The organism is Oleiphilus sp. HI0043 (assembly GCF_001634935.1).
In genome coordinates this window covers 19,716-34,078 of sequence record NZ_LWEY01001445.1, presented here as the reverse complement: position 1 = coordinate 34,078, position 14,363 = coordinate 19,716, and the positions used below count along the sequence as shown (strand labels likewise).

Genomic DNA, 14,363 nt, shown 5'->3' with positions numbered 1-14,363 from the left:
AATCCGGAAATCGCCAAGATGGATTGTCTATTTTATGCAGTAAGGGACTGTGGTTCAGAGGTTGTTGCGGAATTATCTTAGTGGCCCGCTTACAAGTTGAACCCAGATTTTACTGGGTTCAACAAGAAATTAAAGGAACGCATTTGTGCCTTATTTTTTAGCTTCCGGGTGAAGAGACTTACCTAGTATATGGCTGTCTTCTTCGATAACTGATGATGCTTGGCCGACAATAAGGGGATCTGCTCCACGAACAACATGATGATTCTTATCAGGATAATCCAGCTTAGAAAGGAAGTGTTGCATACACGCAAGGCGTGCTCTTTTTTTATCATCTGATTTTACGACTACCCAGGGTGCGTCAGCGGTATCGGTGTAGAAAAACATCGCTTCTTTCGCTTCGGTATAGTCATTCCATTTTTCTTGAGCAAGTTTGTCGATAGGGCTTAGTTTCCACTGTTTTAGAGGGTCAGTTTCACGTTTCTGAAAGCGAGCGGTTTGCTCTTCTTCAGTAACAGAGAACCAATACTTAAATAATTTTATACCGCTACGGGTAAGCATTCTTTCTAGTTCTGGCGTTTGACGCATAAACTCAAGGTAGTCGCTCGGTTCGCAGAACCCCATAACTCTTTCAACACCTGCTCGGTTATACCAAGACCGGTCGAATAAAACGAGTTCACCTTTGGTGGGCAGGTGTTTAATGTAGCGTTGAAAGTACCACTGACCGAGCTCTTCTTCAGTCGGCTTTTCCAAAGCAACAACGTGAGCGCCCCGTGGGTTTAGATGTTCCATAAAGCGTTTTATGGTGCCACCTTTACCAGCGGCATCTCGCCCTTCAAACAGAATCACTATTTTTTGTCCTGACTCTCTTATCCACTTCTGGGCTTTTAGTAGCTCGATTTGTAATTCTTTTTTTATGCTTTCGTATCGTTGGCGACTAATTTTTGTCTTGTATGGGTATTCGCCTGACCTAAATGATTCGGCAATATAATGTGGGTCATGGCGTTTTTCTGCTAGAGCGTGAAGCTGAGTCCCTACTGAGCTCAAAGTCTTATTCTTAGACGAAGTTTGCTTGTCTGATTGATTCTTATCTGAGTTTTGCATGGTTCTTTTCTAGCCCTCTTTTTTAAACGTAATCCTTAAGTCTACTAGACAATTGGAGGGCGCATGGTTAAATAACGGGCTTGATTGATATGTGTCAATACCTATGAGTGGATATCTAACGGTTAATGGGCAGTAGATGTAATTTTATAAGCCAATGATTGGAGATTAGGGCTGAGGATAACCTTGAGCGCGAGTGGCCCTTGCTTAAGATAGGTTACGCCTGATACTTGTCATTTCCGCGATTTAAAGTGAGCATGAACTCGCTTAACAAACTCCATATACTGACTTTCGTCGTGCAAATTCACTTCTTCTTCGATCGGCAATAAAGGGAACCTTTCCTTCAAGGCTGCCGCGAATAGGCCCATACCGCCTTGTTGGTGAATAGTGCTGTCACTCTGAAATATTTTGACGTTTCTGACTCCGCAGCTGGGTGAGTTTTTCATCAGAACAAAGCCATCTAAAGACCCAAAGCTATCAAGGGCCTCTTTGCAGCCTTCAAGTAATTGAGGGCCTAAGTTTATGCCTGTTAAGTCAGTGTCATCGTTATACCGTAGCGTTGGCCTGGAAGGGTTGCCGGTAAGTCGCATTTTGGGGCGGGGTATACCAAAACCGGCAGCGGCTTCAGGGCAGAATGTTTCAAAAGAGAAGTGTTTGCTCAATTCGTCTAAGCACAATGATGAGCGTTTATGCTTTCCGTCATAACGTACTTCAAATCCTGCAAGGCAGGCGCTTAGACCAATCTTAGGTTTTGATCCTGGCATTTTATATGATGCTTGTGACATGGTACCTGGTGCTTAGGGGAGCGAGTTTAGGCTTATTTTGAACTATTCGAAGGAGAATGAATATAGTATTTCTTATATCTAACAAATAACGATTGCCGTAGGCAGAGGGTTCCAGCCTTCGCTGGATCAACCCCGTACTAGCCCGCTTGCGAGCCATGGAAGGCTCTGCCTACAGAAGTCGGTTTACCTAGTGCCCGCGTAGGCAGAGGGTTCCGCCCCTCGCAGACTCTGCCCCATGCTACTCCTCATGCGAGCTGTGGAAGGCTTTGCCTACAGTTAGATGGGTTTAGCGACAAACCCTGTCCTGGTAGTAGTCATTGCTGTAGTTGCAGGACTTACATGCAGAAGGCTTGTCATTACTATGCTTTGATGCTTTTGGGCTAATTGTCTCGATAATCTTTTTCATTCGACTTTCTCCTATTGATTGTTTGCATTGTTAGCTTCGCAAGTCATGTGCAATTTGTATAGTTCAAAAAATAGAAGTAGATGATCACTTTTTCTTAACGAAGTTCTTCAGCAAACACTTCCATTAAGCACTCAATGTTCTTGACGCCGATATAGTTGGGGCGACTTAAAAAAGCGATTCTGCGATGAGGTCCTGGTTCATTCAAGTGAATTGCTTTGAGGTCATCGCTTTGGCTATTTATCTGCTTTAAGGCCATCTCGGGAACGAGAGTACTACCCATACGACCGGCCACCATTTGAATCAAAGTGTTGAGGCTGGTCGCGCCTAGTGTTTCACTTTGTTCATTATTACTTAGCTTACATGCTGCTAGGGCATGATCTTTAAGGCAGTGACCGTCCTTGAGTAGCATTAGTTTTGACTGATCTATTTCGGTACTGGTGATTTCATCTAAACCTGATTGCTCTGCATCATTGCGCGTCAGCCAGTAAAAGTCTTCTTGAAAGAACTCAAAGGCTAACAGTCCGTCATGTGGATAGGGTAGCGCCAGAATTGCGGTATCAATCTCGCCTTTGCGGATCATGTCTACCAGGACATGAGACTGCTCTTCGATAATTGTCAGTTTGAAGTCAGGGTATTGTTGGCGAAGTGCAGGTAAGACTTTGGGAAGTAAGTAAGGCCCGACTGTTGGAATGACACCAACCGTCATCGGATGATTTAAAGGCGCTTTCTGGTTTTGCGATAGTTGATAAAGGCTGTCGACTTCCAGTTTGATACTTTGTGCCCGTTGCAGAAACATCTTTCCGGTGGGGGTAATCAGTACCTTCTTATTGTCTCGTTCGAATATTTGAATATCCAACTGCTTTTCTAATTCACTTAAGGCGGTGCTCAGTGCTGACTGAGATACTGAACAGGCTTCAGCAGCTTTCTTGAAGTGCAGCGTTTTCTCGACAGCCAAAGCATAGTGAATTTGCTTGAGTGAAATCATGGTCTTGCTCTCTTCTCACAATAATAGTGATGAGTTTAGATCAATGTTCAGTTTTTTTGAACATCACCTTTTATTTAATTCAATTTATTTAATTCTTGTTCGCGCTTAATCTTATTCCTGTCGAAACACACAACACAAACTTAATCGAGGAATACAACATGGCGAACATGATCAACAAATCAATCCCTGAATTTACTGCTCAAGCTTTTCACAACGGCGAGTTTAAAGAAGTGACAACTGAAGATGTAAAGGGTAAGTGGGCAATCTTCCTTTTCTACCCAGCAGACTTCACGTTTGTTTGCCCAACTGAGCTTGAAGACATGGCGAAGCACTACGAAGAGCTTCAGAAGCTAGGTGTAGAAGTTTACTCAGTTTCGACTGACACGCACTTTACTCACAAAGCATGGCACGACACGAGTGAGGCGATTGGTACGATCAACTACCCAATGATCGGTGATCCAACAGGTGTCATTACTCGCGGCTTTGATGTAATGATCGAAGAAGAAGGTTTGGCACTACGTGGTACTTTCCTAGCCAACCCTGAAGGCATCATCAAGGTTGCTGAGCTTCACGACCTAGGTATCGGTCGCTCTGCAAAAGACATGGTTCGTAAGGTCAAAGCGGCTCAATACGTAGACCAACATGACGGCGAAGTATGCCCAGCAGCGTGGGAACAAGGTGAAGAAACATTGACTCCAAGCCTGGATTTGGTTGGCAAGATCTAGTCTGCATTAAACGCTAAATAGCAGTATCTCAGGAGGTTCATATAAGAGCCTCCTGAATCTCCAAAGGTATTTAAAACGAGGATAAGAGAATGTTGACGAATGACATTTTGAACGCGCTTAAAGGCTATACCGCCAATATGCAGAATGATATCACCTTTGTTGTGCAAACAGGTGAGCATGACAAAAAAGCGGAGTTGATGGAATTTCTCAGCAGTTTCGCATCGGTTAGCGACAAGATTTCACTTGAAGAACGTGATATAAAATCAGTATTGCAAAGCCCGGTAAGTTTTTTGTTAGAACGTGATGGAGAAGATACGGGAATTCGGTTCTCCGGTATTCCTGGCGGTCACGAATTCAATTCGCTAGTGCTTGCGGTGCTTCACGCTTCGGGTACTGATATGAAGTTGGATGATTCAATAAAGTCGATCATAAGTGGTGTACAGGAAGCACTTAACTTCGAAGTCTTTGTAAGCTTGAGTTGTCACAATTGTCCTGAAGTGGTCCAGGCTTTGAATCAGTTTGCTTTGGTCAACGATAAGATTACCACTGAAACCATTGATGGCGGTGTCTATCCGGACTTGATCGAAGAGCGAAGTATTCAAGGTGTGCCTAGTGTTTACTTGAATGGTGAAGTATTCGCTAACGGTAAAATTGACCAGGCAGTCCTACTAGAGAAATTGATGGCTAAATACCCCGACATCACTCAGGCAGCAGAGCCTGCTGAAGCACTACCTGTTCAGGATGTTGTTGTGATTGGTGGTGGCCCGGCAGGTGCAGCATCAGCGGTGTATAGTGCTCGAAAAGGTTTGAAAGTAGCGATCATCGCAGATCGGATTGGTGGACAGGTGAAAGACACTATGGGGATCGAAAACCTGATCTCTGTGCCTAAAACAACCGGCCCGGAATTGTCTACGGCTTTGGAGCAGCATATTAAAGAATATGACGTGACCGTCAGAGAACACTTACGAGTCGCGAGCATCGAGAAAGGCCAGGGGGGTGAAAACCATAAGATTGAACTCTCTTCGGGTGAAGTGATCGAAACCAAGACGGTGATTGTTGCGACCGGTGCAAAGTGGAGAGAGCTTGGCATTCCTGGCGAGAAGGAAAACATAGGTCAAGGTGTTGCTTACTGCCCGCACTGTGACGGACCGTTCTTTAAAGGTAAGGATGTTGCTGTTATTGGTGGCGGAAATTCAGGTGTTGAAGCGGCTTTGGATTTAGCTGGTATCGTAAAATCTGTCACAATCTACGAGTTTATGCCTGAATTAAAGGCTGACAAGGTCTTGGTTGAGCAAGCTAAAAAACGTGAGAATATTACTATTCTGCGTAATGTAGCGACCAAAGAAATCTTGGCTGAAGGTGGCAAGGTTGTTGCCTTAGCATACGAAGATCGTGATAGTGGTGAAATTAAGCGCCAGGAATTATCAGGCATTTTCGTCCAAATAGGCTTGGTGCCCAATAGTGGCTTCCTGGAAGGCATTGTAGAAATGAACGCCTATGGCGAGGTAATTGTAGACGCCAAAGGTCAGACTGACGTACCAGGAATCTTTGCCTGCGGTGACGTGACGACCGTGCCTTATAAACAGATCGTGATCGCTATGGGGGAAGGTGCCAAAGCTTCTCTTGCAGCCTTTGACTACTTGCTAATGCAAGGCTAGCCTAAAAAAGCCAGTCCCAGGTATATTGAGCCAATTGGGGCTGGCTTTGTTTTACTAGCGGTAAATCTTCTCTAGACTTTACTTTCTGCTCTGTTATGTTTGTATCAGACCATGACATAGCCAAGCAGACCCTTAATGAAAATTATTGAGCCCAATCTCTGTAATTGTGAATCCTTAATGGATTTGACCTATGCAGAAACCTTCAAGAATCTTGATGAGCGATTTGTTCGCGCGGTCGGCAAGTTATTAAATCCCGGTTATGTCCGTTTATGTCTTGGGGATTATAGACTCAGTACTGAGCTTGTCGTGCTCGCCACTTATCAGCCAGTCTCTGGTGCTAAAGCCGAATCAAAGGTTTCACTTAATACCAAGGCTCTAGCAGAGCCGGAAACGGTATTTCCGATACATTTGAGTACCGGGCAAGAAATTAGCATGTTGCTGGATATAGAGCCGAAAGTCAGTTTGATCAATCAAGTCGTTCAGCTCATCGCAGTTTATGTTAATCAACATGGCCATTTAAATCGATCTAATAAAGACCAGCTTACAGCTTTAAAAAATCGCCGCTCCTTTGATCTCGAATACACGCAATTAACCGATAATGCTAAGTCGAATGATGAGAATGTTATTGCTGTATTGGATATAGATCATTTTAAGTCAGTGAATGATCGCTTTGGGCATGTTATTGGCGATGAAACCTTAATTGCTGTTGCCAACTTGATGAAAGATTTTTTTGAGCGTGATGATTATCTTTATCGCTTTGGTGGTGAAGAATTTATTATTTTGTTGCAGGGTATGGGGCGCTCAGAGGCTGCGGATTTACTAGAAGATTTGCGCAGAGAAATTGCTGATCATCACTTCCCCCAAGTAGATCATATTACGGTTAGTATTGGTTTTGTCCTTCTGGCTCATAACTGCGATAGCGTCTTAATATTCGAAAGAGCCGACGCGGCGCTTTATCATGCCAAAGCGAGTGGGCGTAACTGTATCAAGAACTATAAAAACTTAGTCGACAAAGGTGAAATAGAGGCTATCGATAATCGCTCTGGTGATATTGAGTTGTTCTAGCCATTCATTCAAGTCTACATAGCATCTAGATTAACTCACGTCAACTCCCATATCCGGGGTGCCGGCCGGTAAGCCAGGCTTGCGTGAGGTGGTTGATGTTCAATTTTTTAGCATAGGTTTGACAACCTACCTTCAGGTAGGTAAGGTATGTTTAATAATTGAACAAACTATTTTAGTGAAGTGGTTCCCTGATGAATACCAAGCAACGTATTGTCGAGTTTTCTGCTGATAAGCTTCGGGACCGTGGCTTTGATGGCTTCAGTTATTTAGATATATCCAGAGAACTGGGCATTACCAAGGCGAGTGTTCATCATCACTTCCCTAAGAAAGAAGATCTCGGTCTGGCCCTATGTGATTGGACGCATGACTGGCTTAGCCAAGGTCTTGCTTATTTCGACCAACGTGCAGCAAATCATTGGAATAAGCTGGAACGTTATTTAAGTGCCGCGATGAAGCACGCCTTATCTGAGCAGCGAGTATGCCCAATTAGTGCCTTCTATAATGACTTAAGCAAACTGCCAGACTCTATTAAGGTGCAGATAAAGAAGCTCGACGATATAGAGCTTGCTTGGGTCACGAAGGTCATTGATGAAGGTATAGAACAGGGTGAATTTGCTGAGCTTGAAGATACGCGAGCAATGGCTGCGCTATTTATTTTTAGCTGCAAAGGCGCGCTTTATTACGCTCGCCTACATGGCCAGGATTTGTTTCACCAAACAATGCAGCAATATGAGAATTTAATTCGCAAATAAAGGTTTGAGCACTTGTCCTTTGACAGCGTGTTGCAAGCCTTTTCTTTTGCTTAATAAGCCTACCTTCAGGTAGGTAGTTTGCAATAGTAATAGCTTTGAAAAGTTAAGATAGGAGATTTATATGAGTAATGTTAGCCCCTTATTTGAAACGCTGGACTTAGGTAAATTACAACTAAAAAATCGTATTGTGATGGCGCCGATGACTCGCACATTTTCACCGGGTAACGTCCCAAATGAACAAGTTGTCGCGTACTACGAGCGTCGTGCTGAAAATGATGTGGGCCTGATCATTACAGAGGGCACCCCAGTTGGTCATAAAGCTGCAAATGGTTATCCTAATGTCCCCTTCATGCATGGTGAGAAAGCATTAGCTGGCTGGAAAAAAGTAGTTGATGCGGTTCATGCGAAAGGTGGAAAGATCGCGCCTCAGCTGTGGCATGTAGGTTCAGTTCGTAAAGAGGGCGTAGAGCCTGATAAGTCTGTACCGGGCTATAGCCCTTCTGGTTTGTTTAAGCCAGGCAAAGAAAATGGCGTAGCGATGACGCAGGAAGATATTGCTGAGGTTATTGAAGCTTTCGCACAGGCTGCTGAAGATGCAAAAAGTATTGGCTTTGATGCTGTGGAAATACATGGCGCGCACGGCTACCTAGTTGACCAGTTCTTCTGGGAAGGAACAAACCAGCGTACTGATGAATATGGTGGTGATATGCTCAAGCGAACTCGCTTTGGGGTTGAGCTTATTCAGGCTGTCAGAGCTCGGGTCGGAGAGGACTTTCCGATTATTTTACGTTTCTCTCAGTGGAAGCAACAAGACTATGAGGCACGGTTGGCCAACTCTCCAGAGGAACTGAAACAATTCCTACAGCCTTTATCTGAAGCCGGAGTCGATATTTTCCACTGCTCAACACGCCGATTCTGGGAAAATGAGTTCGATAACTCTGACTTGAATCTTGCTGGTTGGACTAAGGAGTTGACAGGTAAGCCGGTAATCACCGTTGGTAGCGTTGGTCTAGATAGTAGTTTTATCGATGAGAAGGGCTCGAGCTTGGGGATGTCTGACAAGGCGGGAGTGGCGTCTAGCCGAATTGCTGAATTGTCTGACAGAGTTGCCCAAGGTGAATTTGAGCTGGTCGCGGTTGGCCGTGCGCTACTTCAAGACCCTGAGTGGGTATTGAAAGTGAAAGAACAGCGTTTGGATGAATTGCAGGACTTTTCAAAAGCAGCATTGATGAAATTGATCTAAGTAGGCTTATAGAAAACGGCTGCTTGAGTAACAGAATATTTGAGCAGTCTCCGCTATTTTCGAATTAGTATAAGAAAATTAGGTTTACAATGTCTCTACTTTTGAAAGCTTAGCCGACTTTTTGGCTAGACTTGAGCTTGGTTTTATTGAGTTTCTTGGCTTTCGAGGGGACTGGAGTGATATTTACATCAACGTAGTTTCGTTGTAGCCACCATGGCAGCTCACTAAACTCCATATTACGGCGATCAGCTTTACGGCGGTTATTTTTATATTTTCGAGCTTGAGCAGTATCCTGCCTACGATCCTGGCCTCGCTTATCATTGAAAACATGGCTTTTTTCGGTTTTCATTGTATTCATGAAAGGCCTGAAGAGAACTCGTTGGAAAATGCTTACAATGTATGTTACCACTTTCCCACTGTGATTTGCGACGCCCTAGATCGATAAAAATGAAAGGAAGCTCAACTTATTGATCTTCCTCAAGTCCTTTCATCGTTTCTCTGTTTATTTAATCGACAAATAGATCGTTCATCAGTTTTTTATCTGGATCATCTGAGTAGCGATAGTGATCGAAATCATCCACGCCTCTCTTGCGAAGGATGTCTTCATCAATGATTACTTCACCACTGAGCTCACAATCTTGGGTGGTGAGTATTTCGTAGGCAGCATCGGCCATAATGGCGGGCTTACGACCTTTTTCAAGAGCCGACTTTCCGCCACCTTCAAATTCGATGGCAGCTGTAGAGATTAATGTTTGTGGCCATAGGGAGTTCACTGCAATTCCGTAGCGCTTGTATTCGGCTGCCATCCCAATAGTCAACATCGACATGCCATACTTGGTGACGGTATAAGGACCATAATGCTGGAACCATTTTGGGTCGAGGTTAACGGGTGGTGAGAGGCTCAGAATATGGCCGCATTCAGACTTCTTTAACCAAGGTAGCGCAGCCGTTGATAAGCTCAGTACGGCGCGAGTATTGATCTGATACATTAGGTCAAAACGCTTCAAAGGCAGCATTTCAGAGTTCATCAGTTTGATTGCGCCAGCATTATTAATAACCGCATCAATACCGCCAAATTTTTCAACACTTGCCTCAATGAGCGCCTTAACCTGCTCGTCTTCTCGGACATCCATTTGAAAGGCGAGTGCTTGTCCTCCAGCTTGTTCAACTTCTTCGGCAACGCTGAAAATTGTGCCGGGGAGTTTAGGGTGAGCTTCAGCTGATTTCGCTGCGATGACGATATTCGCACCATCGGCGGCAAACTTAAGTGCCATTTCTCGACCAATGCCGCGGCTTGCGCCGGTTATAATAATCGTTTTATTAACTAATGATCCCATCTTTATTCGGCCTTATCGGGTGTTACGTTGACAAGCAGCTGTCGCAATTTAACTTGATCACCTTGGGCAACATTCACAGCCTTGACGATTCCATTAACGTCAGACTTTAAAGGGTGCTCCATTTTCATGGCTTCGAGAATAACAAGCGTTTGTCCTTTCTCGACTTTCATACCCACTTCAGCTTGTACTTCAATAATTGCGCCATCCATGCTTGCCTTAATTTTCCCAGACCCTGAACCATCTTGAGCTTCGGCCGCTTGATGAGTGCAATCTTCAAAGCAGAAATACTCGCTCTCTAGGCGTATAAATATCTGTCCCCCGACCACTTTATAGCGACAGGTTTTGCGCACACCTTGCTCACTGTAGGTGAGTACGCCAGGCACATTACCCATTAATACGATGCGTGTTTCATTATCACCTTGTTTGATTAAATATTCGTTCTCGTTTTGCTCCAGGCTCAAGTCGAACTTGTCTTCACCGCTCTTTAACTGGTAAGGCCATGGAGCTTTGCCAGTATTGCTCCAACCAGATAATTCGTTGCCCCAAGGGGAAAGTTGGCTTGCCGTACGAGACGGGCTTTGTTCCAAGTAAGAGATCATGGCTGCGAGCGAAACAGCCAATGCTGAAGGCGTCTGTTTGCTGAGAGTTTTACTGTCAACGAAGTCGTCACCAATAAAGGCTGTGGTGGCTTCGCCATCGATGAACACCTGATGTCGTAGTACTTCGCATAGAAAGTTACTGTTAACGGTGCAGCCAAATAGGGTGCTTTCTTCAACAGCACGGATCAAACGACGTCTCGCTTCTTCACGGTTTGCGCCATAGGCAATAATCTTGGCTAACATTGGGTCATAGAAAGGCGAGACGGTTTGGCCGGTTATAATGCCATCATCGATACGTAAACCGTCACCTTGAGCTGGCTCCCAAAGGTGGACCGGGCCCGTTTGAGGTAAAAACTGATTTGCAGGGTCTTCAGCATAGAGGCGAACTTCCATGGCATGTCCATTAAGTTCGATTTGATCCTGAGTCTTGGGCAATACTTGACCTGACGCTACATTGAGCTGCCAGGCTACCAAGTCAGTACCGGTAATCAGCTCTGTCACCGGGTGCTCTACCTGTAAACGGGTATTCATTTCCAGGAAGTAGAAGTTCTTATCTGAGTCGACCAAGAATTCAACCGTCCCTGCACCGACGTAATTGCAAGCTTTGGCTGCTTGTACAGCCGCTTCACCCATGCGCTGGCGAAGTTCAGGGTCGACAAATGGCGAAGGCGCTTCTTCAACCACTTTTTGGTGGCGACGCTGGATAGAGCAGTCGCGTTCACCAAAATAAACAGCATTACCGTACTTGTCGGCGAAGACTTGAATTTCAATATGACGAGGTTTGATCACGGCACGCTCAAGAATCAGCTCACCACTGCCAAAAGCATTCTCAGCTTCTGAACTAGCTGTTTTGATTTGTGCTTCCAGCTCGCTCTCTTCAAAAACCAGACGCATACCACGTCCACCACCACCGGCAGAGGCTTTTACCATAATAGGGAAGCCGATGGTTTGGGCTTCTTTTAGGAGTGTCTCAATGTCTTGATCAGCACCTTCATAACCAGGGATACAAGGCACACCGGCCTTGGTCATAGCGATCTTTGATAAACGTTTGCTACCCATAAGCTCGATTGCTGCAGAAGGTGGGCCGATAAATTCAATATTGGCCTTTTCGCAAGCGTTGGCGAAGTCACAGTTTTCAGACAAGAAGCCATAGCCAGGGTGAATGGCGCCAGCGTCAGTTAGTTTAGCGGCCTCAAGGATTTTGTCTGCGACTAAATAGGATTCGCCTACTGGTGCTGCACCAATACATACCGCTTCGTCTGCGTTAAGAACATGTGGCGCACCCGCATCAGCTTCACTGTAAACCGCAACGGTTTTATAGCCGAGCGACTTAGCTGTACGCATCACACGAACGGCAATTTCTCCACGGTTTGCAACTAATACTTTTTCGAATGTCACTTGTTTAGACATCTTAATACTCTCTTTTTATCGTTATTCCCTCGAAGGCGGGAATCCATTGTTTTGATGATAACTGACTACTCTGCCCAGCTAGGCAATCTCTTCTGTACAAAGGCCATGGTGCCTTCCTGGCCTTCCTTACCTTGTACTGCTTTTGAGAAGGAATGGGCTGCAGAGTCTAATAACTCTTCCAATGGTTGTTTGCCGACTCCGAGTATCAGTTCTTTCGTGATACGGTTAGCATCTGGTGCACAGCGTTTAACTTGGCTAAGTACTGATTCTAGGGCTTCTTCAAGTGCTTCACTTGTTTCATGTGCCTCGTGAACAATGCCCAGCTCCTTAGCTTCCTGACCGTTAAAACAAGACCCTAATAAGGCTAGACGTCTCGCTTGGGTTAAGCCAATGCGTGTCACGACAAATGGAGCGATTTGAGCCGGTGGAATACCCAGGCCGGTTTCAGGTAAGCCAAATTTTGCGTCACTAGAGGTTAGGGCAACGTCGGAAATACAGGCAAGGCCAAAGCCTCCGCCCAGGACTGCCCCCTCTGTGACCACAATGAGTACCTGTGGAATCTGATTCGCATAAGTAATCATGCGTCCAAATTCGCGGTTCAGCTCGTAGAACGGGTCGTTTTGATCAGCAGTTTTAGAGCCTTCCGCCATACGGGCACCTGCCATATCTTTAATATCGCCGCCAGCGCAGAAGTGGCCTTCTGCGCCCCGTAATACTACTGCACGAATGTCTTCCTGTGTTTGAATACTTTCAAACACAGCCATTAACTCTTTAACCATTTTTAGGCTCATCGCATTGCGAGTTTTAGGGCGGTTGAGTGTGATATGCAGTTCATGGTCTCGCTGTTCAAGTAATAGTGTTTCGGTTTCTGGTAAAGTCATAGTTAGTGATCTCTTCGTCATTTAATAATTTACATAATAGATCCCGGCTAAAAAGAATGCCGGGATGACGAGGAAGGGTTTACTTCTTCTTGCCGGGTAAAATACCCATTAGCTTGCAGATAATGCCGAGCATGATTTCATCTGCACCGCCGCCAGTAGATACTAGGCGTACGTCACGCATGGCGCGAGATACTTCGTTGTCCCACATGTAACCCATGCCACCCCAATATTGTAAACAAGAATCGGTTACTTCTCGGCCCAAGCGGCCTGCTTTTAGCTTCGCCATAGAAGCAAGCTTGCTGACATCCTGCTTGTTGATATAACCTTCAACTGCCTGATAAGTCAGGGCTCGAAGGGCTTCGATTTCAGTTTGTAATTCTGCAAAGCGGAAGTGAATTACCTGATTATTAATCAGAGGCTGACCGAAGGTCTCTCGTTGCTTACAGTAATCGATAGTGCTGTTTACGCAGCGTTCCAGAGCTTTGATGATATTTGCCGCACCAAACATACGTTCTTCCTGGAATTGCATCATTTGCATCATGAAGCCCATTCCTTCGTTTCCGATACGGTAACGCTGCGGTACACGAACGTTGTCGAAGAATACTTGAGCTGTTTCAGAGGAGCGCATACCGAGCTTATCTAGTTTCGGTGCAACGGTAACGCCTGGTGTATTCATCGGTACAATGATCAGCGATTTATTGACGTGTACTTTGTCGTCAGAGGTATTCGCCAATAAGCAGATAAAGTCAGCACTTGGCGAGTTAGTGATCCACATTTTTGTACCGTTGATGATGTAATCATCACCATCTTTTTTGGCAGTCGTTTTTAGGCCCGCGACATCTGACCCCGCACCAGGTTCAGAAACACCGATACAGCCAATCATGTCGCCGGTAATAGAAGGTGCTAAAAACTCTTTACGTAGGTCATCCGAGCCGAAGCGTGCTAGAGCAGGAGTGCACATATCTGTCTGTACCCCAATGGCTAGGGGTACGCCACCGCACTTAGCCAGCCCAAATTCTTCTGCAGCCACAATGCTATAGCTGTAATCGAGCCCCATGCCACCAAACTCAGTCGGTTTGCTAATACCTAAAAGGCCAAGCTCGCCAAGCTTTTTGAATACGTCTCGCATTGGAAATGTGCCAGCTTGCTCCCACTCTTCAACATGTGGGTTGATTTCATTTACGACGAAGTTCTTAACGGTACGACGGATTTCTTTGTGTTCTTGAGTAAATTGCATTGTTCTTGCTCTGTTCTTTAAATTATTTGTGAATATAGTCGGACTCAGCGTCATCGCCGCGCAAGCGGGGATCCATTGTCTAGTTTTATATTCAGTCTGTTCTTAGTATTCATCAACCTATGTGGCTTAGCTCTAAAACAATAGATTCCCGCCTACGCGGGAATGACCTGGTAGTTTTTGCT

13 protein-coding genes are annotated in these 14,363 nt (G+C 45.2%); 5 read left to right on the top strand and 8 right to left on the bottom strand.

All coding sequences use genetic code 11. The annotated features are described in order from the left end of the window. Positions 1 to 150: 150 nt before the first annotated feature. The 3 genes from ppk2 to A3729_RS20380 all read right to left on the bottom strand — a co-directional run bounded on the left by ppk2 (position 151) and on the right by A3729_RS20380 (position 3,274). Entirely contained in the window at positions 151 to 1,101 is a 951-nt protein-coding gene (ppk2, locus tag A3729_RS20390; protein ID WP_082865461.1) for a polyphosphate kinase 2, read from the bottom strand. Between the two features lie 230 nt (positions 1,102 to 1,331). Next, positions 1,332 to 1,883 (bottom strand): DUF523 domain-containing protein, encoded by a 552-nt coding sequence (locus tag A3729_RS20385; protein WP_068515137.1) that lies wholly within the window; start codon positions 1,881 to 1,883, stop codon positions 1,332 to 1,334. A gap of 500 nt (positions 1,884 to 2,383) precedes the next feature. Continuing rightward, positions 2,384 to 3,274: a hydrogen peroxide-inducible genes activator gene (locus tag A3729_RS20380; RefSeq protein WP_068554782.1), complete on the bottom strand. Its 891-nt coding sequence runs from the start codon at positions 3,272 to 3,274 to the stop codon at positions 2,384 to 2,386. Positions 3,275 to 3,441: 167 nt separating this feature from the next. Here A3729_RS20380 and ahpC point away from each other — a divergent pair, with 167 nt between their 5' ends. The 5 genes from ahpC (at position 3,442) to A3729_RS20355 (ending at position 8,717) form a co-directional block, all read left to right on the top strand. After that, positions 3,442 to 3,999, top strand: a complete 558-nt coding sequence (gene ahpC / locus A3729_RS20375; RefSeq protein WP_368664618.1) for an alkyl hydroperoxide reductase subunit C — start codon at positions 3,442 to 3,444, stop codon at positions 3,997 to 3,999. 89 nt (positions 4,000 to 4,088) lie between these two features. Continuing rightward, complete coding sequence (gene ahpF, locus A3729_RS20370) at positions 4,089 to 5,657, top strand: alkyl hydroperoxide reductase subunit F (protein WP_068634219.1); 1,569 nt, start codon at positions 4,089 to 4,091, stop codon at positions 5,655 to 5,657. Between the two features lie 135 nt (positions 5,658 to 5,792). Continuing rightward, positions 5,793 to 6,722 (top strand): GGDEF domain-containing protein, encoded by a 930-nt coding sequence (locus A3729_RS20365; RefSeq protein WP_068634218.1) that lies wholly within the window; start codon positions 5,793 to 5,795, stop codon positions 6,720 to 6,722. 191 nt (positions 6,723 to 6,913) lie between these two features. Then, positions 6,914 to 7,474: a TetR/AcrR family transcriptional regulator gene (locus A3729_RS20360; RefSeq protein ID WP_068509249.1), complete on the top strand. Its 561-nt coding sequence runs from the start codon at positions 6,914 to 6,916 to the stop codon at positions 7,472 to 7,474. 121 nt (positions 7,475 to 7,595) lie between these two features. Beyond that, a complete protein-coding gene (locus A3729_RS20355; protein WP_068510430.1) occupies positions 7,596 to 8,717 on the top strand; it encodes an NADH:flavin oxidoreductase in 1,122 nt (373 codons plus the stop codon). 109 nt (positions 8,718 to 8,826) lie between these two features. Here A3729_RS20355 and A3729_RS20350 read toward each other — a convergent pair whose 3' ends face one another. From A3729_RS20350 to A3729_RS20330, 5 genes are all read right to left on the bottom strand, one after another. Further along, positions 8,827 to 9,075, bottom strand: a complete 249-nt coding sequence (locus tag A3729_RS20350; protein WP_068510431.1) for a hypothetical protein — start codon at positions 9,073 to 9,075, stop codon at positions 8,827 to 8,829. A 148-nt stretch (positions 9,076 to 9,223) separates the two neighbouring features. Continuing rightward, positions 9,224 to 10,054, bottom strand: a complete 831-nt coding sequence (locus A3729_RS20345; RefSeq protein WP_068510432.1) for an NAD(P)-dependent oxidoreductase — start codon at positions 10,052 to 10,054, stop codon at positions 9,224 to 9,226. A gap of 2 nt (positions 10,055 to 10,056) precedes the next feature. After that, complete coding sequence (locus A3729_RS20340) at positions 10,057 to 12,063, bottom strand: acetyl/propionyl/methylcrotonyl-CoA carboxylase subunit alpha (RefSeq protein WP_068634217.1); 2,007 nt, start codon at positions 12,061 to 12,063, stop codon at positions 10,057 to 10,059. A 65-nt stretch (positions 12,064 to 12,128) separates the two neighbouring features. Continuing rightward, positions 12,129 to 12,944, bottom strand: a complete 816-nt coding sequence (locus A3729_RS20335) for an enoyl-CoA hydratase/isomerase family protein (RefSeq protein ID WP_068634026.1) — start codon at positions 12,942 to 12,944, stop codon at positions 12,129 to 12,131. A 79-nt stretch (positions 12,945 to 13,023) separates the two neighbouring features. After that, a complete protein-coding gene (locus A3729_RS20330) occupies positions 13,024 to 14,181 on the bottom strand; it encodes an acyl-CoA dehydrogenase family protein (RefSeq protein WP_068510438.1) in 1,158 nt (385 codons plus the stop codon). Positions 14,182 to 14,363 lie beyond the last annotated feature (182 nt).